General features: G+C 72.3%; 13 protein-coding genes. All 13 read right to left on the bottom strand.

All coding sequences use genetic code 11. The features are described 5' to 3' along the window. Positions 1–37: 37 nt before the first annotated feature. Positions 38–2,257: a protein kinase domain-containing protein gene (locus ABTY04_RS21900; protein ID WP_352215032.1), complete on the bottom strand. Its 2,220-nt coding sequence runs from the start codon at positions 2,255–2,257 to the stop codon at positions 38–40. Positions 2,258–2,262: 5 nt separating this feature from the next. Then, the gene (locus ABTY04_RS21905; protein WP_352215033.1) at positions 2,263–3,198 is read right to left on the bottom strand and encodes a protein kinase family protein; all 936 of its coding nucleotides are present in this window, start codon (positions 3,196–3,198) and stop codon (positions 2,263–2,265) included. Between the two features lie 129 nt (positions 3,199–3,327). Further along, positions 3,328–5,424, bottom strand: coding sequence for a serine/threonine-protein kinase (locus tag ABTY04_RS21910; protein ID WP_352215034.1), 2,097 nt, complete (start codon positions 5,422–5,424; stop codon positions 3,328–3,330). A gap of 462 nt (positions 5,425–5,886) precedes the next feature. Then, complete coding sequence (locus ABTY04_RS21915) at positions 5,887–6,600, bottom strand: hypothetical protein (RefSeq protein ID WP_352215035.1); 714 nt, start codon at positions 6,598–6,600, stop codon at positions 5,887–5,889. Positions 6,601–6,647: 47 nt separating this feature from the next. Beyond that, positions 6,648–8,987, bottom strand: coding sequence for a hypothetical protein (locus ABTY04_RS21920; protein ID WP_352215036.1), 2,340 nt, complete (start codon positions 8,985–8,987; stop codon positions 6,648–6,650). 9 nt (positions 8,988–8,996) lie between these two features. Next, the gene (locus ABTY04_RS21925; RefSeq protein ID WP_352215037.1) at positions 8,997–9,416 is read right to left on the bottom strand and encodes a hypothetical protein; all 420 of its coding nucleotides are present in this window, start codon (positions 9,414–9,416) and stop codon (positions 8,997–8,999) included. Between the two features lie 25 nt (positions 9,417–9,441). Further along, positions 9,442–10,614, bottom strand: a complete 1,173-nt coding sequence (mycP, locus tag ABTY04_RS21930) for a type VII secretion-associated serine protease mycosin (protein WP_352215038.1) — start codon at positions 10,612–10,614, stop codon at positions 9,442–9,444. 9 nt (positions 10,615–10,623) lie between these two features. After that, positions 10,624–11,805 carry a type VII secretion-associated serine protease mycosin gene (gene mycP / locus ABTY04_RS21935; protein WP_352215039.1) on the bottom strand — a complete coding sequence of 394 codons (1,182 nt, stop codon included), beginning with the start codon at positions 11,803–11,805 and terminating at the stop codon, positions 10,624–10,626. Positions 11,806–11,825: 20 nt separating this feature from the next. Beyond that, positions 11,826–13,229, bottom strand: a complete 1,404-nt coding sequence (locus tag ABTY04_RS21940) for a WXG100 family type VII secretion target (RefSeq protein WP_352215040.1) — start codon at positions 13,227–13,229, stop codon at positions 11,826–11,828. Further along, positions 13,229–13,771, bottom strand: a complete 543-nt coding sequence (locus ABTY04_RS21945; protein ID WP_352215041.1) for a DUF2563 family protein — start codon at positions 13,769–13,771, stop codon at positions 13,229–13,231. Before ABTY04_RS21945 ends, ABTY04_RS21940 begins: the two co-directional genes overlap by 1 nt. 167 nt (positions 13,772–13,938) lie before the next feature. Continuing rightward, complete coding sequence (locus ABTY04_RS21950; protein ID WP_352215042.1) at positions 13,939–16,284, bottom strand: xanthine dehydrogenase family protein molybdopterin-binding subunit; 2,346 nt, start codon at positions 16,282–16,284, stop codon at positions 13,939–13,941. After that, a complete protein-coding gene (locus tag ABTY04_RS21955) occupies positions 16,281–18,473 on the bottom strand; it encodes a 2Fe-2S iron-sulfur cluster-binding protein (protein WP_352215043.1) in 2,193 nt (730 codons plus the stop codon). The genes ABTY04_RS21950 and ABTY04_RS21955 overlap by 4 nt, the downstream gene beginning before the upstream one ends. A gap of 14 nt (positions 18,474–18,487) precedes the next feature. After that, entirely contained in the window at positions 18,488–19,390 is a 903-nt protein-coding gene (locus tag ABTY04_RS21960) for an FAD binding domain-containing protein (RefSeq protein ID WP_502996690.1), read from the bottom strand. Positions 19,391–19,722 lie beyond the last annotated feature (332 nt).

Below are 19,722 nucleotides of genomic sequence, written 5' to 3' on the forward strand. Positions count from 1 at the left end.
GGGACACCCTCACCAGCCCCAACCTGACCAAGCCCTACTAGTCGATGCGGAAGGCCAGGAGTCTGGTGGTGTCGCGGGCGTAGAGCTGGGTGGCGCCCGGGTCGGAGGCCAGGGTGTCCGCACGGGTTTCGTGTCGCCAGACCGGGCGGTGGCTGTGGATGTCGACCGCGCGCAGGCCGATGCTGTCCATGGTGTAGACGTGGCCGCCGGATGCGACCGGGGCGATGTTGCCGTTGGGGACGGCGTCCTTCACGGGGGCCTCCGACCAGCGTTCGGTGCCGGTGCGGGCGTCCACGGCGACGATGCCGCGGGTGCCCTCGACGGTGTAGACGACCCCGTCGCGGACGGTGGGGATGCCGTAGCGGCGTTGCCCGTACATGGGATTCCCCTGGTCGCGGCCCTTGCCGAAGGACCAGGCCGACGCGCCGTCGGAGAGCCGCAGCGCTTGGAGGGTCTCAGCGCCCACGTAGACGTGGTCATCGTCCGCGGCCAGCCGGTAGGGCACCGCGCCAGGCGCGGACAGTGACCTCTGCCAGCGCGTCGCACCGCTGAGGGTGTCGTGCAGGGTCAGGGTCAGGGAGTCGCCCGCGTCCGCGCGGCGGCACAGGAGCAGCCCGCCCTTCACCGGCTTGCCGCGCACCACGACGGGGATTTCCCGGGTGACGAAGTACTCGGTGGGGGCCGGCGCGGGTCGGCGCCACAGTTCGCGGCCGGACTGCAGGCTCGCCGCGACCACGAACCACTCGTTGCCCGCGGCGGACTTGGCGAGGAGGTACGCCGTGCCGCCGTCCACGCACAGCAGCTGGTTGAGTACGTGGGTGCCGTCGTATGCGGGCAGCTTTACGACGGGCGACTTCTCCTTCCCGGACTCCAGGGGGAGGAGCAGCACCGTGAGTGCTGCCGGGTCCGGGGCGTCGGGCTCCCTGAGGGCGTACAGCGCCGTGCCGTCGGTGACGAGGCGCCAGGTGCGCTTGATGCTGAAGTCCTGCCGGAGTGCGCCCGTCTGCGGGTCGATGCCGGTGGTCGTGATCCCCGCGACCGCGACGAGCAGGCCGCCGACCCGCAGCGGCTCGCCGCCCTCGTCGGAGTGCGCGATGTCACGTGTCCACAGTGGAGTGGGGGCCGGTTTCAGGGGGGGCTGGGCGCCCGGCGAATCGTCCTGGGCCCGGTTGGCCAGCCAGGCCCACAGACCGCCGCCGGCGAGGGCCGCGCCGCCGACGGCGGCTCCGGTCAGCGTGAGCAGTCTGCGCCGCGAGACGCCTGCCGCGGCAGGTTCCGCGGCAGGCGGCGGGAGCCGATGCGGGGGTTCCTGCCAGACCAGCGCGCTACGCCGGGCGATGTCCGCGAGGACGGGCTGCGGCAGCCCGTCCTCGAAGAGGCCGTCGCCGGGTGCGAGCAGCTCCGCCAGCTCGGCGGCCGTGGGCCGGCGCGCCGGGTCCTTGTCCAGGCAGCGGGCCAGCAATTCCGCCAGTCCCGCCGGGACGCCGCTCAGGTCGGGCTCCGCGTACCGCACCCGGTAGAGCAGGTCGGCGGCCTGCCCGCCGCCGAAGGGGGCATGCCCGCTCGCCGCGAAGACGAGGACACCTGCCAGCGCGAACACATCGCCCGCCGGGGTGTGTTCTAGCCCTCCGGCCTGCTCGGGAGACATGTACGTGGGGGTGCCCGCCACCGCGCCGATGCTCGTCAGCCGGTCGTCACCGAGGGCGCGCGCGATACCGAAGTCGATGACCTTGGGCCCGGCCGCCGTGATCATGATGTTGGACGGTTTGAGGTCGCGGTGCACCACGTCCGAGCGGTGCAGCAGGCCGATCGCCCGGGCCAGGTCCGCGCCCAGGGACCGGACACCCGGCTCGGGCAGCGGACCGCCGGTGCGAACCGCCTCGTCGAGCTGCGGTCCGATCAGGTACTCGGCGGCCAGCCAGGGCGTCGCGGCCAGGGTGTCGGAGGCGAAGACGCGGGCGCCGTACCGGTCGCCGATGATCCGGGCCGCGTCCGCCTCCAGCCGGAACCGGGTGCGGAAGGTGGTGTCGGCGGTGATCCGGGCGTGCACGGTCTTGAGCGCGACCGTGCGCCCGCCCGCAGAGCGGGCCAGGTAGACCGTGCCCATGCCGCCGCTGCCCAGCCGGGCGAGCAGCCGGAAGCCGCCCACCTGCTGCGGGTCTTCGTGGGTGAGCGGCGCGAGCGGAAAACGGGGGGAGTTCGGGGGCTCCTGGAAGTTCGAGGAGTTCGGGGAGTACGGGGGCGTTACGGAGGACATCGGCGTCAGTGCACCTTCTGGGCCGGCGTGAACGGCTCCTGTGTGGCGGGCAGTTCCATGCCGAGCAGCTGTCCGGACTGGTCCGCCAGCGCGGCGACTACGCGGCCCGGCAGCGGCAGCGGAGCGGTGTGGTCGAGAACCGTCCTGTCCGGCAGCGGCGAGACTTCCGTGGGGCCGGTACCCGCGGCCGGCGCCGCGAGCTCGCGCAGCAGCTCCTGCGCCGTCGGCCGGTCCGCGGGGGCGCGCGACAGGCATGCGGCCACCAGGCGACGCAGCCCCGGCGGCAGTTCGCTCTGCTCGGGCACGGTGTGGCCGGTCGAGGCGTACGCCAGCACGGCGCCGAGCGCGAAGACGTCCCCGAGCGGACCGGGCCGGCCGCCCGACGCCTGTTCCGCGGCGAGACAGCCCGGATCGAGCCCGGGAAGCCCCGACCGCGGCATTCCGTCGGGGGCGGCCGCCCGTACGGCACCGAAGCAGGTCAGCAGCGGCCCGCCCGGGGTAACCAGTACGGCGGCAGGTGACAGGCCCGCGTGCGTCACGCCCTGGGCGTGCGCGGCGGCCAGCCCTTCCGCGAGCGCGGCGCCGAGCCCGCGGACGAGGTTCTCGGGCAGCGGGCCGCCGTACGCGGCGAGCACGGCCGACAGCGGCAGCATGGGCGTGTACGGAGCCGCGTACCAAGGGAATCCGGCCGTCCCGCCCACCTCGGCGACGGTGAGGAACCGGGCCACGGACAGCCGTCGGGCCCCCTCGGCCTCGATCGCCCACCGGGACGGATCGGCGCCGACCCGGGGCACGCAGACGAGGACGGTGCGCTCGCCGTCGGCGGAGCGTGCGAGGTAGCGGCGTTCGGGAACGGTGTGCTCGGTGGAATCGGCATCGAGCCGGGCCAGGGTCGTGTACGGCCCGATGTACGGCGGGTCGTCCTGGCGTAGGCGTTCCATGCGCGGTCCCCGGAGTCGGTGAAGTGGCGGACCGGACCGAGCCTAAGCGCTGGTCTGGGGCGTGGGAGAACCGGGTGCGCTGCCGCGGGCGGAACCGCGGCAGCGGGGGGATCAGCCGGCGGTCGGGGATCAGTCGACGGTGGGCATGGCCGTGAGCTTCCCGTCGTTGACGAGGAAGACGCGGTTCCCCGCGCCGGACACGGCCCAGGGTCCCTGCGACTCGGGCGCCCAGGTCCAGTACATGGCGCCGTGCTCGGCGGAGAAGGCCGTCACGCCGTGCCCGTCCGCCTCGACCGCCCAGACCGTGCGGCCCTGCACCACGGGGAGGGTGTGCGGGAGCGCCCCCTTCGCGCCGTGGGCTTTCGGCACCGGCAGGCCGGTGCCGGTCCGGGCCCAGGTCAGCGCCGCCCCGTCCACGCCGATCACGTAATCGCCGTACGGGACCACCGGGCCCCAGCCGGCGGTACCCGGCTGTGTGCCGCGCTCCGCCTCCTCCGCCTTCCACTTTTCCTTTCCGTCAGCGAGGTTGCGGGCGGTCAGGTTCCGGCCGCCCAGGTAGGCGGTGTCCTTGTCGACGAGGGGTGCGACGGCGGACTTCGCCTGGCCGATGACCCACCAGACCGGGTCTCCCGTCAAGGTGTCGACGGCGACGACATCGCCGTCTGCGCCGGACACGACGAGCCGTCCGGGTCCGGCCGCGGCCAGCGGCCCGGTGCCCTGTACGGCGGCCTGGGTCAGCCGGACCGTCCAACGGACCTTGCGGCTGCGGGTGTCCACAGCGCGCAGTTGCCCATCGCGGGTCAGCAGATAGACGGCCGACTCGTCGGCGGCCAGGACGCGGCCGGTGTCAGCGCCCGCCACCTTCCACGACTGCCTGCTGGTGGAGGCCTCGAAGCCGAGGAGTGCACCCTCGGCGTCCGCGGTCACGAACCCCTGGTCCGGCAGGGCGAGGATGCCGGCCTTCGGCGACACGTCGGGCAGCCGCCACTTCTCCTTGCCGTCGTGCGCCGTGCGGGCGGCCAGACCGCCTCCCTTGGCGGCGAATATGACCACGTCGAGCAGCGGGAGCGGGGTCGTGACCACTCCGTCCACCGCTTTGGCCGCCACCGCAAGCGGCCCCCACAGGGGCGACGGAGGCGGGCCGTACTTCGCGACGGGCAGGGACAGCGGCCGCGCGGTGCGGGCCGGCCCGGCGGCGGGGAGCGGGCGCGTGTCGTCGCGCAGGAACCACCAGGAGCCGGCCGCTCCGCCCGAGGCGACCAGCACGCCGCCCGCCGCCAGCGAGCCGCGCAGCAGGCGGCGGCGGGACGGCCCGGTTCCGGATCCGGCCCCCGGCCCGTCGAGCGCGGTCTGCCGCTTGGCTTCGGCGGCCCGGCGGGCGATGTCGTCGGCGATCGGCCCCTTGCGCCAGGCCCTGTCCGCCCCGCGCGGCGGGGCGAACGCCGCCTCGATCTGCTCGGGTATCGGCCGGTGCGTCGGGTCCTTGGCGAGGCATGGCGTGATCAGGTGCCGCAAATCCTCGGGTACGGAGGCGAGCTGCGGCTCGCCGTGCACAACCTCGTACTGCACGGCGGCCACATGCGTCCCGTCGAACGTGCGCTGGCCGGTCGCCGCGTACGCCAGCACAGCGCCGAGCGAGAAGATGTCCGCGGCCGGACCGACCCGTCGGCCGAGCACCTGCTCGGGAGCGCCGTATCCGGGGGTGACCGGCACCTGGCCCGTGGTGGTGAGGGTCAGCCCGTGCTCGGGACGCGCGATGCCGAAGTCGATGATGCGCGGTCCCGCCGAGGTGAGCACGATGTTGGCCGGTTTCAGGTCGCGGTGGACCAGGCCCGCGGCGTGGATCTCCCGCAGGGTGGCGGCGAGCGAGGCGGCCAGCGCCCGTACGGTGTCGACGCCGAGCGGGCCGTACCGGCATACGGCGTCGTCGAGGGTGGGCCCGGAGAGGAACTCGGTGGCGATCCAGGGGCGGTTGCCCTCGCTCTGGGCGTTCAGCACGCGGGCGACTCCGCTGCCGGTGACCGACTGCGCGGTCTGTGCCTCGCGCAGGAAGCGCTGGGCGAGGTGCTGGTCGTCGGCCAGTTCGGGGAGCAGGACCTTGACCGCGGCGGGTCGGCCGGCGCCGTCGCGGCCGAGGTAGACCTTGCCCATGCCGCCTTCGCCGAGGATGCCGACGACGCGGTAAGGGCCGAGCCGGATCGGGTCGCCGGTGCCGAGCGGTTCCATGGGGTGCTGCTTCCTGTCGGTGGTGGGCCGGCCCGTCGTTCGGGCCTGCGCAGCGCGCGGCACTGGTGCCGAGCGAGCCTGGCCGTCGATCCCCGGGGAGCGGTTCCCGTGATCGCTGCGGCAGCTCGATCCTATGGGGGTGTCCTCAGGCCGGATACCTGCCCGGGCGGCGCGCCGGCGCACGCACCGACCCGCCGCCAGCCCCGGTGTCAAGGGGCCGAAGAGCCCCCTCCTCTCCCCCCTCCTCTCCCCCCTCCCCCCCGACTCACCGCATCTCGGGGGAACCTCAGCGTACGGGCTTGAACGTCCTTGAACGCACCCGAATCATGGTTTACCTAACTAAAGCGGACAAACCTGCAATGCGAGGCACGCGGGTTCAATTCCCGCCACGGCTTCTGACGCAGACCGCCCGGACAGGCGCATCCGGGCGGTCTTCGTCGTTCCCGCCATACGGTGGGCGGCCTATCCGGCCGGGGCCGCGCTCGCGCCGGATGTCGGGCTCTCGCTTGATGCAGGTTCCGCTTTCGGCAGACCCTCGGGACGGTCGGGCAGACCGCCCCGGGCATCGCAGCCCAATGCTTCGGCGACCGCGAGAGCCGCCGAGTGGGCCAGCGTCACGTAGTCGGAGGCGAGGGCGGCTTCGCCGGCCTGCCCCTTGTCCCATTTACTGCGGAATGCAGCAGTAATACGGAGCGGGACCTCGCTCGTGGAGCCGACGCGGGGGCTGATGCAGTCGAATGCGATCGTGTGTTTGCGAAAGCCTGCCCAGCCCTTCGCACCCGCGTCCTTTGCTCCCGGCATGTAGTCCGGGACACCCTCGTTCTTGCTGGTGGCGCGGAAACGCAGATAGGCCGTCGGGTAGTACCGGTCGGAATCGATGTCCTTGAGCGCACCCGAGATGTCGCACGACGGGATGGACGTGTCGCGCACCATCCTGCCCGCGCGGTAAGCGCTCTCCAGCGCCTTCGCGATCGAGGCGACGTCCGCGTTCTCCTTGCCCTCCCGGATCACGAAGCGGGAGGATTCCAGAACCCTTTCCAAGGCCGGAGCGGCGGCAGACGAGACGAGGCCGCCGCAGAGCTGTATCGCCGAGACCTGTTCGGGCTCGCTCGGTGTCGACGTTCCGTCCGACGCGGACCCGCTGCATGCTGCGGCCGCAAGCACCAGTACCACCACCCCGACCGCGGTGGATGCCGCGCATGGCGGCCCTTGTCCGCCCATCACTACTTCTTGCCCGTCTCGGGAGCGTGCCCCTGCTGCTCCGCACGCGAGTTGCCCGCCTGGTACCCGGCGAGCATCGACTCGGTCAGGTCGTTTCCGAGAACACTGGTCGGAGCGACGCCGTGCCGCTCCATGAACTCCTTCATGGGCGCTCGGGCACTGTGCTCACCGGCCTGGTACATGGCCTTGGTGGCGGCGTGCGTCTTCGCTTCGCCGTCGTCCTTGTGCCTGTCCACCGCATCGTCCGACCATTCGCCGACCACCTGGGAGGCGACCTGTTCCACCGCACCGCTGCCGACATCCACCGCCAGCGGAACCACGATCGCCGCGGCTCCGGCAGCCACCGCAGTGGCCGGCAGAAATGCCACACCGGCTGCGACTGCCGCGGTCGTGCCGAACTCCACCCACGCCGACTGCTTCTCGTGTGCCTTCTCGTACTCCTCGTGCTTCTTCTCGCCCATGGCCTTGACCTGTTCGGCGCGGGACTCGTCGAGCATGCCCTGAACCTCGGCGCCGGTACGGATCGAGGCGCGTGCGCGGCCCTCGTCGACCTGGCCGTCGTGGAACCCTTGCGTTTCCAGCACCCCGGCCGAGTAGACGCGTTCCGCCGTGGACACGGTCGCATAGGAATCGGGGTGCTGACCCAGGGCACTCAGCAGGTTCCGCGCGTCCTCCAGCTTGAGGTCCACATGGCCTGCCTTGGCCTTGGGCTCGAAGACGCTCTCCCCGTCCTGGTTCGCGATCGCCCGGTTGACGTCGTCGATGTACCCCGCGGTCATGTTGCCCACGCTGTCCGCGAGTGACTCGTGCGCCTTGAGCAGAGCGGCGTCTCCTCCGTACTTCCGCACGACCGTCTCGAATACCCTGGCGCCCTGCTCAGTCCGGTGGAGCTCCGGCCTCGGGTCGTCCCAGGCGTGGCCGAGTGTTGCCGCCTCCAGGGCGTGGCCCAGGGCGTCCGGCATGTACTGCTGGACCTTCTTCAGGTCGTCCGGGTTCATGCCCTCCATGTCGATGGTGAAGTCGTACTTCGCATTGCCGAAGAAGTCGAGGTAGCTCGTGACCGGCCTCTTGTCCGCGCCCTTGCCCAGGTCCGGCGGGCCGGACCTTTCCGTGCCGTCCCGGTCGTACGCGTGTGGGGACCACTCGGGGTCGAAGAACTGCTGCGCCGCCTCAGGGCTGTGGCCCAGGGCCTCCAGGAAGCTGACCACCGGGTCGTAGCCGGCGCCGTTGGTCCCGGACGGGTTCAGCATGTTCTTGCCGAGGCCGTTCAGCTGCCGCGTCCCGTTGAAGAAGTCGGGGTCCTTGGCGTGGATCTGCGTGGCGTGCTCGGCGATCGGGACCAGGAACTTCGGGTCGTAGTTCCCGTACCGCATGATGCCGCCGAGCAGCTGGTACCCGTAGGGCGGGTTCTGGTCGTACCGGGCGAGCGGGATGTGCTGCGTGCCCAGCTTGCGCAGGTCCTGCGCGAAGCTGTCCGGCAGGTGGGGCTCGTTCTTCGAGTTCGTGGCCGTGGCGAGGTTGAGGCCCAGGTTCCTCTGGAGTTCCTGGACGTCCTTGAGGCGCTGCTCGTCGAGCTTCGAGTAGTCGTACGTGTCGGTGGACATGTACCCGAAGAACTGGAGCGCACCCTTGGGTCCGAGCGCCTCGTAGAAGTCCTTGGAGAACTCCGGGACCTTGGCGTTGTCGGCCATCAGCTCGTTGAGCTCGATGAGTTCGGCGTGCGTCAGGTCCCGGCCCTTGTTGGCCAGGTCCGCGGCGCGGCCGGCCTGCTCGGCGTCGAGGCTCGCGTACCTCGGCCCGCTGAAGTCGTGGCCGTCGGCGACGTTGGCGGCCAGCGCGCGGGCCAACGACCGGTCGATGTCGTCGCAGCCGTCGATGACGTCGTCGATCTTCTTCTGCCACAGCCCGCGGTTCTCCCGGACGGACTGCTGGTAGTCGGGATCGTGGCGTGCCGCGTTGCGGTCGGCCTCGGTGGCGAGCGGGGTGGCGGTGACCTTGCCGTCGGCACCGACCTGGAAGCCGGCCGCGGGCGCTTCCTCCGCCGCGATCTTCTTCAGTCGGTCCCTGGAGGACGTGAAAGCGGCGAGGCCCTCGGTCAGTGCCTTGTGGATGCCCTTCGCCTCCTTCGCCGCGTCCTCGAACTCCTTGGCCGTCCTGTCGACGAAGCCGCGCGCCACGCCGGCGGTGACACCGCTCCACTGGGCCTTGTCGGACTTGGCCTTCATCCCGTTGCGGGCCGACTCGGCCAGTTCGTCGAGCTTGTCGGCCATCGCCTTCCAGTCGGCCACGGCCGTCCGGAGCTTGTCGACGGGTGCGTTGAGCACGTTCTCGTACGTCAGCATGGTGGGCGCCTACTTCAGGTACTTGTCGATGGCGGAGGCCGTGAAGTCGGCGTGGAGCTGCTGCTCGTCCTTGGCGTGGGAGGAGAGGGAGTAGTTGAGCCCGTTGGAGATGTTCGCGCAGGCGGCCACCAGCGTCTTCACCTGGCTCTCCCAGGTGGCGTTGACCTTCGCCAGTGCCGCGCCGCTGGCGAAGCTCTCCTTGGTGAGCGCACCGGCGGCCTCGGCCGAGGCCGTTGCGGCGTGCTTGCCGTCAGTCTGGAGCCGGGAGTGCAGTTTGTAGGCCTCGGAGCCGATGGCGCCGATGTGGTCCTGGTTGAGCTCTAGATCGCCGCTGCCACCGCCGGGGTCGGCGGGGACGTGGTTGAGGCGCATGGAGACGTTGGCCGCGGCAGTGGCGCGCGCGGTGAACCATTCCTCGTCGAACGACATCGCGTGCTCTTCTCGTCGTGTCACATCAGCGTTTAACACGCTGAACAACGATTGCGGTTACGGCTCCGCCGGTGAGCAGGCAGGCTCCCGCCCCGAGGACGACCCAGGGAAGGAGCCCGAGGGCGCCTTCCCAGGTCCGGGCCTGGAACGCGAGGGCCGGTACAGGTGCCGGTTCCTGTGTCGGTGAGGCGGGCGCGGCCAGGTCGGGGAGCGGAAAGGCATCCGCCGGGCCGGGGTCGCCGGGTGTGAGCAGCGCGGTGGCAGGGCGTGCGACCCCGTAGCCGATGGAGTCGTTGCGTTCGATGCCGTGTACGGGCTCCGGCTTGTCGGCGGTGTCCAGCATGACGCGGAGCACCTGGTCGTTGGTCCAGTCGGGGTGGGCCGACCAGAGCAGGGCGGCCGAGGCGGAGACGAGGGCGGTGGCCTCGCTGGTGCCGTGTTCGGTGCAGAGACCGGAGTCGGAGCCGGAGTCGCCGGTGCATCCGGTGACGATGTCGAAGCCGGGGGCGGACAGGTCCACCTGAGGGCCGTGCTGGGACTCCCTGGTGGCTTCGCCGTCGGCGTCGACGGCGGCGACACCGACCACGCCGGGCGAGCCGGAGGGGTACATGACCTCGTTGGTCCCCTCCCCGTCGTTGCCGACCGAGGAGAAGACGAGCTTGCCCTTGTCCAGGGCGTACCTGACGGCGGCGTCGAGTTCCTCGCTCCTGCCCGGGCCGCCGAACGAGATGTTCAGGACCTGCGCCTGCGAGTCCGCCGCGAAGCGGACCGCCTCGGCGATCGACTGGTGGAGGCGCAGGTTCCCGCCGCCCTCGGAGACGCGGAGGGGAAGGATCTTGGCGTCCGGAGCCAGCCCGAGCGCCCCGTCGCCCGACGGGCGCCTGCCGGTGCCGGCGATCAGGGCGGCCATCCCGGTGCCGTGATCGTCGTAGTCGGTGCGCTCGTCGCCCTCGTACCCGTGGGAGAAGTCCTTGCCCGGGACCACCTGGCCGTCGAGCTCGGGGATCCGGCCGACGCCGGTGTCTATGACGGCGACGGTGACGCCTTGGCCGGTGCCGATCTTCCAGGCGTCCTCGGCCTGCATGGCATCCAGATGCCACTGCTCTGGCCGAGCGGTGCGGGCGTAGGCGGCCGGGGCCACAGCGACCCCGGCCAGCAGGAGGCCGACCAGGGCCGAGATCGTCCGACGCATCCGCATCGGGCGACGTTAGGCGTTCCTGCGCCGAACGACAACAGCGACGACGGCTCCGCCAATGAGCACGCAGGCACCGAGCCCGAGCCCGATCCAGAGGACGGGGCTTCCGCCGTCCTCCTTGGCCTCGGCCTGGGGCGCGGGCGCACCGGACGCGGGCGTCTTGCCGCCGGCCGACGGGGAGGCCGAGTTCTTCGCGTCGGCCGCCGCCAGGTCGGGAAGTGGGTAGACATCGGCGGGACCGGGGTCACCGGGCGTGGGCACGGCGGTCCGGGGCCGGACGATGCCGTAGCCGATGTAGTCGTTGCGCGGAGAGCCGTCCTTCGGCTTGCCGGCGGTGTTCAGGAGGACCCGGAGGACCTGGTTGTTGGTCCAGTCGGGGTGCGCGGACCAGAGCAGGGCGGCGGAGGCGGAGGCGAGGGCCGATGCGTCACTGGTGCCGTGGGTGGTGCACAGCCCTGTCTTGCCCTTGCAGGCCGTCACAATGTCGATGCCGGGGGCAGCCAGGTCGACCTGCGGTCCGTGCTGCGATTCCTTGGTCGGCTCACCCTTGGTGTCTACGGCAGCGACGCCCACCACTCCGGGTGTCGCCGCTGGGTAGGCGATCTCGTTGAGCGTATCTCCAGAGTTACCGACAGCAGCAAAGATCAACTTGCCCTTCGAGAGGGCGTACTTTACCGCGTCGGCCCGCTCCCGATCATCCTCCGGCGTCCCGTCTCGACCCTGCGAAATGTTGATGATCTTGACGTCCGAGTCCGCAGCGTACCGAATGGCCGCGGCCCAAGACGGAGTGTTAGCCTCCTCCAGCATATTGGGCACGCGGATCGGGAGAATCTTGACGCCGGGTGCGAGCCCGTAGGCGCCATCGCCACTCGGGTGCTTCCCGGTTGCAGCGATGACTGCAGCCATACCAGTGCCGTGACCGTCGTAGTCGTTGTCCCTGCCCCCCTCGGCACTACCAGCGGGAAAAGCGGTGCCGGAAAGAACCTGGCCTTCAAGCTCCGGGACGACATTCACTCCGGTGTCGATCACTGCGACGGTGACCCCCTTACCGGTGCTGATCTTCCAGATGTCGTCGGCTTTCATGCTGTCGAGATGCCACTGCTGCGAGCGAATGGTCTCCGCATGGGCCGGGGTCGCGGCGACCCCGGCCAGCAGCAGACCCACGAGGGCCGCGGTCGCCTTGCGCATGTGCATCCCGTACAACGTCCGTTCTTCTAGTCGATCACCGGCGGAGCAACACGACGGTTGCCCTGCCAGGTCTCTTCGTCCTCGACCAGGTAGTCGGGGCGTTCGCCGCCCTGGTCCTCACGTCGCCGGCCCGGAGCATGCGTACCGGCATGGCCCATAGCGCCGCTGTTGCGTACGAGACCCGAGCCGCCCTGGGTGAACGGCTGGCCACCGGTAGCCAGGCGCCTGCTCGCCGCAGCCTGGCGGCCGCCCACGATGCCGCCCGGCTCCGAGGTCAGCCGACGTCCCGCAGGGGAACCACTCACGCCGCTGCCGTGGGCACCACCACCGTGGGGACCGCCCATCGTGCCGCGGCCGGTCTGCGTGCCTTCGTTGCCGATCACGGTACCTCGCGGGATACCCGCGCTGGGGCCGCTGGTCGGCACCTGGCGGCCGCCCATGATGCCGGAATCCCGCGGAGGCAGCCCGGAGATCGGGTTGGGCTTGACGAGGCCGCTACCGCCGGGACCGAGGTTCGGCAGCTGCCCGAGGCCGGGCCCCGTCTTGCCGGTGATCGGCGGGAGACCCACGGGCGGGATGGGGGTGACGGGGCCGGGTCCGGGTCCCACGGGGAGGTTGGGGACCGGCGTGCCCGTCGTCGGAGGCAAGGTCGTCGTGGGCGGCGGCAGGGTCGAAACGTGGTCGAGGTCCACGTCCACGTTGCGGTCCGGGATCCCGAGCACGTGCGTCGGCGCTGTCGTCTGGGGCGGGGTACCGTCCGCCTTCGGCTGGTGTCCCGGCACCCAGCCCGGCTCGTTCTCAGTGCGGCTGCCACCAGGTTCAGACGACGCGGATGCCGTGTAGCTCCCCGACCCAGAACTGCCTCCTGGACGAGCCCTGTCTTCACCAGCGTAGTAATCCTGTGGCACAAACGCCGCCGGCGGCGGCGGAAACGTCGGGATCTCCGCCTTGTTCATCTCGCCGTACGACAGCTCATACGACTGCGCCAGGTTGTTCATCAACCTGATCGACTCGCGGTGGTCCGCGTCGAGCTTGCTCCGCTCCTGGCTGGCAATTTGCTGCGCGTCCGGGTCGTTGTGGGCCTTGCGGGCCGCTTCCAGGTTCTCGGCGGCCTTCGTGTCGTAGGCGGGCATGTCCCGCGCCTCGATCATCTTCTGGACGGTGTCGCCCATCCACTTCGCGCCCGTCGCGCTGTACTCGCTCAGCCGCAGCGTCGCGTTGCCCGCCCGGCCCACCCACTCCTGGAATTTCGTGGCGGCTTCGCCCTCCCAGCCGGTGACCCGGTGGTTCTTGAGCTTCTCCGCGATCTTCGCGATGTCCTCAGACGCCTTCTGGAGGCGGTCGGCACGGTCCTTGACCGCCGTCGGGTCCAGCGAGGCCCGCATCTCGCGCAGCTTCTGGTGCGAGTAGCCCTCGAAGTTCGTTGCCATCAGATTTCACTCCCCCTCGTGCCGCCATCGGTGCCAGGAGTCGCAGTGCCAGGGTGCTTCGAGGCCGCCAGCTTGCGCTGCTCCTCCGGCCACGGGTCGCGCTCCGGCACGTACTCCGCCTTCGCCTGCTTGGCGATGCTGGCCATGCGTCGCCTCTGCTCGTCGTCCATACCGGCAAAGCCCTTGCCCGCCGTCAGGATCGCGATCCCCAGGCCCTCGATCTGGTCCGCCAGGCCCTTCGAGAGCTTCTCCAGCTCCGTGACGACCGTCGTGTACGACTTGAAGAGGGCGTCGGCCTCGGGGAAGCCCGAGCCGAGCTTGGCCGCCGGCAGCGTGGTGGTGGTCGCCAGCTTCTTGTGGTCCGCGTGCGATCCCGTGAGGTCGTCCAGCAGGTCCTTGACCATGTTCTGGTATTCCGTCAGCGAGTCGTACTCGACCTTCAGCGCCGCCGCTTTCGCCTGCGACGCGGCCTGCGCCCTGATCGCGTCCGCCACTGCATTGGGCGAACCCACCAACAACGACAGCCCGTTTTCCTCTGCCACGATGGCTCCCCGTTTCCCCGTTATCCCCGTGGTTGCAGCGTTTCCGCTGCTCCCCGTCCCCGTTCGCACCCGTTCGCACGCGCACGTAATACGTCTTACCGATCACTCTAGCGACCGGCGCCGACAGTCCCAAGCTCGGGGTTGCACGTGCAATGCGGGTCACACGGTCACGAGTTGGGCGCCGCGACCGCCGCCGATGGCCGGATCGGGAGCCTGTTGACCGGGCGGCCCGTGGCTGCTCGTACCGCCGAGGCCACCGCCGCCGGGGCCGTCACCACAGGGATCGCGCTGGCCGCCTTCGCCCCGAACGGGGCCACCACGTCCCGCTCTTCGACCAGCTTGACGATGCGGACCACCGGCGCATCCAGCGACGTCGGCAGGGCGTAGCCCGTCAAGTCGGGGTGGCGGACCAGGCCCGAGACGGAGCGGAGGTTCTCCGTCAGGGCCGCGCCCACGCCCTGCGTGACGCCCGCTTCGATACGGGCCTCCAGCTGGGCGGGGTTGAGGATGCGGCCCACGTCCTGGGCCACCGCCAGCTCCACCACCCGTACCGAGCCGAGCTCGATGTCCACGTCCACCACCGCGCGGATCGCGCAGAAGGCCAGGCCGACGAACGCGTCGCCCTGCCCGTACCCGTCCAGGGGCTCGGTCGGGTGGGGGCGGCACTGGGCCGTCGCCCAGAGTTCCTTGCCCGCGATGGCTTCGGCGACCGTCGTGGAGAACGCCCCGTCGTACGACGTGATCCGGCCGTCCTGGATCTGCAGGAGCTCCGTGGACATGCCGAGCTTGTGGGCCATCGGCTGGAGGAGCTGGGTGCGGACCATCTTGGCCGCCCGTTCGACGGCGCCGCCCGACACCCACGTGTGGCGGCCGTGCGCCGCCGGGCCCGCCGGCGGCTGGTCGGTGTCGACGGGGGCCGTCACGACCTCGTCCACGCCCAGGACCTCCTGGACGATCTGGCGGGCGAGGGTGGCGAAGCCCTGGCCGGTGTCGACCGCCGCGCAGATGACGGTCGCCGAGCCGCCCACGACCTTGACCGTCGCCGTCGAGACCTCGTCGGTGCCTTCCGCGCCGAGCATGTGGACCATGCCCACGCCGTACCCGACCCCGCGCCGCACCGCGCCCGGCTCGCCCGCGCCCTCCGGGCCGCCCGGCAGCAGCCACTCCTCCTCCGGGGCGTCCTTCGGGAGGGAGGGGAGCTCGAAGTCGCGTACCGCGCGCAGGAGTTCCGCCACGGGGGCCGGGCAGGTGACCGTCTGGCCCGTGGGGAGCAGGTCGCCGGTGGCCAGCACGTTGCGCAGGCGCAGTTCCGCGCCGTCGATGCCGAGGGCGGCCGCGAGCTTGTCCATCTGGCCCTCGTACGCGGCGCAGACCTGCATCGCGCCTTCGCCCCGTACGTGGCCCGACGGCGGGTTGTTCGTACGGACGGCCCAGCCTTCGACGAAGGCGTGCGGGACGACGTACGGGCCGCAGGCGAACGCCACCGCCGCGGCCAGCGACTCGGAGGAGGAGTCCGCGTACGCGCCCGCGTCCATCAGGATCTGGGCCTCGACCTTGACCAGGCGGCCCTCGGCGTCCGCGTGGTGGCGGTAGCGCAGCAGCGTCGGGTGGCGGTGGGTGTGACCGAGGAAGGACTCCTCGCGGGTGGCGGCCAGCTTGACCGGGTGGCCGGTCCGCAGGGCGAGGAGGCCCAGCGGCAGCTGGAAGGCGGCGTCCTCGCGGTCGGCCGTGGCGCCCGGGACACCGGTGACGACGACCCGGACCCGGTCGGGTTCCAGGCCGAAGCAGGCTGCGGCCAAGTCCCGGTCCAGGTGCGGGTCGGTGGAGGCGGTGTAGATCTCCACGCCCCCGTCGGGCCGCGGCACGGCCAGCCCGGCCTCGGCGCCGACGGGCGCGGGGTCCTGGCGGCCGATCCGGTACAGGCCCTCGACGACGACCTCGCCGGTGGCCTCCGGGTCGCCGTAACGGAGCGGGATGTGCCGGATCAGGTTGCCGTCGGGGTGCAGGGCGGGGGCCCCGAAGGACTGCTCGGGGTCCGTCACCGCGTCGAGGAGTTCGTACTCGACGGCGATCGCGGCGGCGGCGAGGCGGGCGGTGTCCGGGTGGTCGGCGGCTACGGCGGCGATGGGCTCGCCGTGGTGGCGGACGACGTCGTGCGCGAAGACCGGCCGGTCCGCGATCCGGCGGCCGTGCGTGGTCGCGCCGGGGATGTCGGCGTGGGTGACGACGGCGCGCACGCCCGGCATCGCGGCGGCCGCGGAGGTGTCGACGGAGAGGATGCGTGCGTGGGCGTGCGGGGAGCGCAGCACGGCGGCCCAGAGCAGGCCCTCGGCCCACAGGTCGGCGGCGTACGGGAAGGTGCCCTCGCTCTTGGCGCGCGTGTCGGCGGAGGGCACGGAGGCCCCGATTCCGCGCGGAATGCGCTGCTCGCCCGTCTCAGGTGGCGCGGCGGGCGAAGCGCCCGTGGAGACCGTTACCGTCGCCGTCGCCGTGGCCGCGTCGTGCCCGCTCACGCCATGCCTCCGTTGTGGTGGATCCCGCCCTCGCCGGGCGCCGCCTGGTGCGGGATGCGCGTCTCCGAGGCGTTCCCGGGCCCGGGAACGGCCCCGGGCCCGGCCCCGAGGTCGGAACCGGGCGCAGGCGCGTCGGCCGCGGCCGTCGCCTCGCGCTCGGCGACGACCTCGCGGACGGCCTCGATGACGCCCTTGTAGCCGGAGCAGCGGCACAGGTTCCCGCACAGGGCCTGCCGGGTCTCCAGCTCGCTGGGGGCGTGGTTGCCCTCCAGCAGGTCGTGGATGGTCATGGCCATGCCGGGCACGCAGAACCCGCACTGCACCGCACCCGACCTGCACAACGCCTGCTGCACGTCCGAGAGTTCCCCGCCGCTGGCGAGCCCCTCCACGGTGCGGACCTCGCTGCTCGCCGCCGTCGCGGCCGGGACCAGGCAGGAGGCGACGAGCCGGCCGTCGACCTGCACGGCGCACGCACCGCACTCGCCCTGCGAGCAGCCGTCCTTGGCGCCGGCGAGGCCGAGGCGCTCGCGCAGCACGTAGAGCAGGGACTCGCCGATCCACGCACCGGTGACGGGCCGGTCGGCGCCGTTGACGCGCAGGACGTAGGAAGCCAGCGGGTGCTCGTGATGGGCGACGGCCCCGGCGGCCTGTTCTTCTTCGTACGTCGGCCCCTCGGGCGGGAAACCTTCGGCCGTTCCCGCATCCGGCGTTGCCACGGCGCTGTCGGCGGTGTCCGCACCCGGCACGGAGCCCGCCCCGGCTTCGCCCGATCCCGCGCCCGAGACCGGCCCCGGATCCGGAACCGGCCCCGCCGCCTCGGCGAAGCCGCGGCCCTCCGTGTCGGCGGGCTCCGGCGTGAAGCCGTGCTCACCGGCCGGCCCGGACTCCTCCGCGCCGGCGCCGGCGCCGTGGCCGGACGCCGTGAAACCGTGCCCGTTCGTGTCGCCCGCGTCCCCGGGCGCCGCGAAGCCGCCGGCAGCGGCTTCGATCCCGCCCAGGCCGGGACCGCCCGCGAGGGCGTACTCCGCGGCCGCGACGGCACTCGCCTCGCGCTCCGGCGCGGAGTCGAACCCCGCAGCCTCGGTCACGGCTCCGGCCACATCCGCGGCTGCGACCGCGACCGCGTCCACCGAAGCCGCAGCAGCAGCCGCCGCATGCAGCTCGGAGGCCTCCGTCGCCGGATGCGGCCGCTCCGTCGCCGGCGGCTCCGCCGCCGGGCCGTGGGCGGCATCGATGTCGTGCGCAGCCGCATGCACCGGCTCGCCCTCCGCGAGCGTGCCCACGCCGGGTCCGCCCAGCACGCGCGGGCCGCGCCCGGGGCCGCCGACACCGGGGCCGCCGAGCCGCCGCAGGCCCGCGCCCGAGGTGCCCGCCTCACCCGCGTCCGGCCGCGCCTCGGGCAGTACGCCCGAGCTCATCACGGCATCCGCGCGCGCGGCCTCGAAGTCGGGGTGGGCCGCCCACGGGGCCGGTGCTCCGCCCGGCAGCGTCGCCGGGGCCTGGCTCCAGTCGGCCTCCGGTGCACCGAGGCGGAACTCGCCGGTCTCCTCGGGCAGTTCCGGCAGGGTCCACTGGCCGGTGGTCACGGGCTCGGAGTCCCGCACCGCATCCGGGAACCGCCACTCGGCGGTCGCACCGGGATCGTGGTCGGTCTCGGCCGAAACCGGCGCCTGGTCCGCGGCGTGGCCGGGCGCCTGACCCGGCCCGTGGCCCGGAACACGCCCCGGAGCCGCCTGGTCCGTCACCTGGCCCGAGACCTGGACCGGCCCGTGCCCGTGCTCCGCGAACGCCGCCGCCACCGACGCCGGGATCGGGATCGAGGCCGGGATCGGCCCGCCGACCGGCGCGGGCGTGCCCGCGGCCGGGCCGGACCCCGTCTCGGCCTGGGGCGCGGCCCCCGCCTCCGGCCACTGCACCGGGATCGCCCAGGTGCCCGTGGCCGTCGGGTCCGCGCTGGCGGAGCCCAGCGGCACGATCATCGGCGGCGGCACGTAGCCGTGCCCGGGCGCTGCGAGCGGCTCCCCGGTGCCGAGCGCGTCCAGCATGTCCTGCGGCAGCTTCACGAAGGCCGTCGCGTCGTTGTCGTACTCGCCGCCCTGCGGGACCGGCTCCCAGCCCCAGCCCGCGCCGGTGCGGTCCGCAGTACCGGCAGGTCCGGCGGGACCCGCGTCCCCCGTCGTTCCGCTCACGTTCTCGTTCCCACTCATGAGGTCAGCGCCCTCCCCAGGGCCCTCCGTGCCAGCACGGCGACCGTCCGCCGCAGATGCAGTACACCGGGAGCCACCGGTTCCCCCTGGTCGGGGACGCAGGCGGCGGCGACGTACTCGCCGAAGGCCTCCAGGGCCTCGGGGGCCAGCGTCCGCCCCCCGTCCCAGTCGATCAGCGAGGCCACCCACTGCTCGGCCTCCAGCGGCCGCAGCGGCATCGGGGCGACCGCGCCGATCGCGCAGCGCACGCCCCGGTGCGCGGGATCCAGTACGAGGCCCACGGAAGCCACGGCGCGCCCCGGTCCCGTGCGCCCCGTGGCCTTCAGGAAGACCTGCGGCGCGTGCAGCAGCGGCACCCGTACGAAGCCGATCAGCTCGCCGGGCCGCAGCATCTCGCGGCCGGCCAGCAGGTGCGAGACCGGGATCTCCCGGCGCGACCCGCCCGGGCCGTGGATGACGAGGGTCGCCTCCAGCGCGGCCAGCACGGGCAGTGCGTCGCCCGCCGGCGCGGCAGTGGCGATGTTGCCGCCGAGGGTGCCGGCGTTGCGGATCTGCGGGGGCCCGGCGGCCCGCGCGGCCGCGGCCAGCGCGGGGATCAGAGCGGCGAAATCCGGCCGTCCCATCCGCGCGTGGGTGAGCCCGGCGCCGAGCAGGGCGTGCCCGTCCTGGTACTGCCAGCCGCGGATCTCGTTGATCCGGCCCAGGCCCACCAGCGCGGCGGGCCGCAGCAGCCCTGCGTTGACGGAGGCCATGAGGTCGGTGCCGCCGGCGACGGGCACGGCGGCGGGCATGGCGGCGAGTGCCGCCACCGCCTCGTCGAGCGAGGCCGGCAGCGTCACGGACTGCGCCGCCTGCGGCCCCTGAGATGAATGCAGTGCATGCGGTGCGTGCGTGGTCAACCCAGCTGCCCCTTCCCGATGTCCCGGTCCCGGCGCTCACGCCTGTCCGCCGTACGGTACGTGCTCACCGCCGGGACGTGGCAACTCTGGCACATCTTCCCCACCGCCCGGCGCGAGGGTCCGGCGGGCGCCCCCTGAAGCTCCCGGCCGTCCGGTTTCCCCCGTATTCACCGAATCGACCGAATCGGAAGAATTCGCTGAATACGCCGAAATCGAGCAAGAGTTCCCGACACCCCCCAAGAACGAAAGACGTCCCGGAACCCTTGGGAGTTCCGAAGAAGTCCGAAGAATTCCGATCAGTGTCGAACAGTCCGGAAACCTGGCGGGCCCGC

Source organism: Streptomyces sp. NPDC097981 (genome assembly GCF_040302565.1).
Lineage (GTDB): Bacteria > Actinomycetota > Actinomycetes > Streptomycetales > Streptomycetaceae > Streptomyces.

What these genes read in the sequence shown, in the direction of transcription:
- ABTY04_RS21905 (WP_352215033.1), bottom strand. Translation starts at nt 3,198, where the DNA reads ATGGAACGCCTACGCCAGGACGACCCGCCGTACATCGGGCCGTACACG.
- mycP (WP_352215039.1), bottom strand. Translation starts at nt 11,805, where the DNA reads ATGCACATGCGCAAGGCGACCGCGGCCCTCGTGGGTCTGCTGCTGGCC.
- ABTY04_RS21920 (WP_352215036.1), bottom strand. Translation starts at nt 8,987, where the DNA reads ATGCTGACGTACGAGAACGTGCTCAACGCACCCGTCGACAAGCTCCGG.
- mycP (WP_352215038.1), bottom strand. Translation starts at nt 10,614, where the DNA reads ATGCGGATGCGTCGGACGATCTCGGCCCTGGTCGGCCTCCTGCTGGCC.
- ABTY04_RS21925 (WP_352215037.1), bottom strand. Translation starts at nt 9,416, where the DNA reads ATGTCGTTCGACGAGGAATGGTTCACCGCGCGCGCCACTGCCGCGGCC.
- ABTY04_RS21940 (WP_352215040.1), bottom strand. Translation starts at nt 13,229, where the DNA reads ATGGCAACGAACTTCGAGGGCTACTCGCACCAGAAGCTGCGCGAGATG.
- ABTY04_RS21900 (WP_352215032.1), bottom strand. Translation starts at nt 2,257, where the DNA reads ATGTCCTCCGTAACGCCCCCGTACTCCCCGAACTCCTCGAACTTCCAG.
- ABTY04_RS21910 (WP_352215034.1), bottom strand. Translation starts at nt 5,424, where the DNA reads ATGGAACCGCTCGGCACCGGCGACCCGATCCGGCTCGGCCCTTACCGC.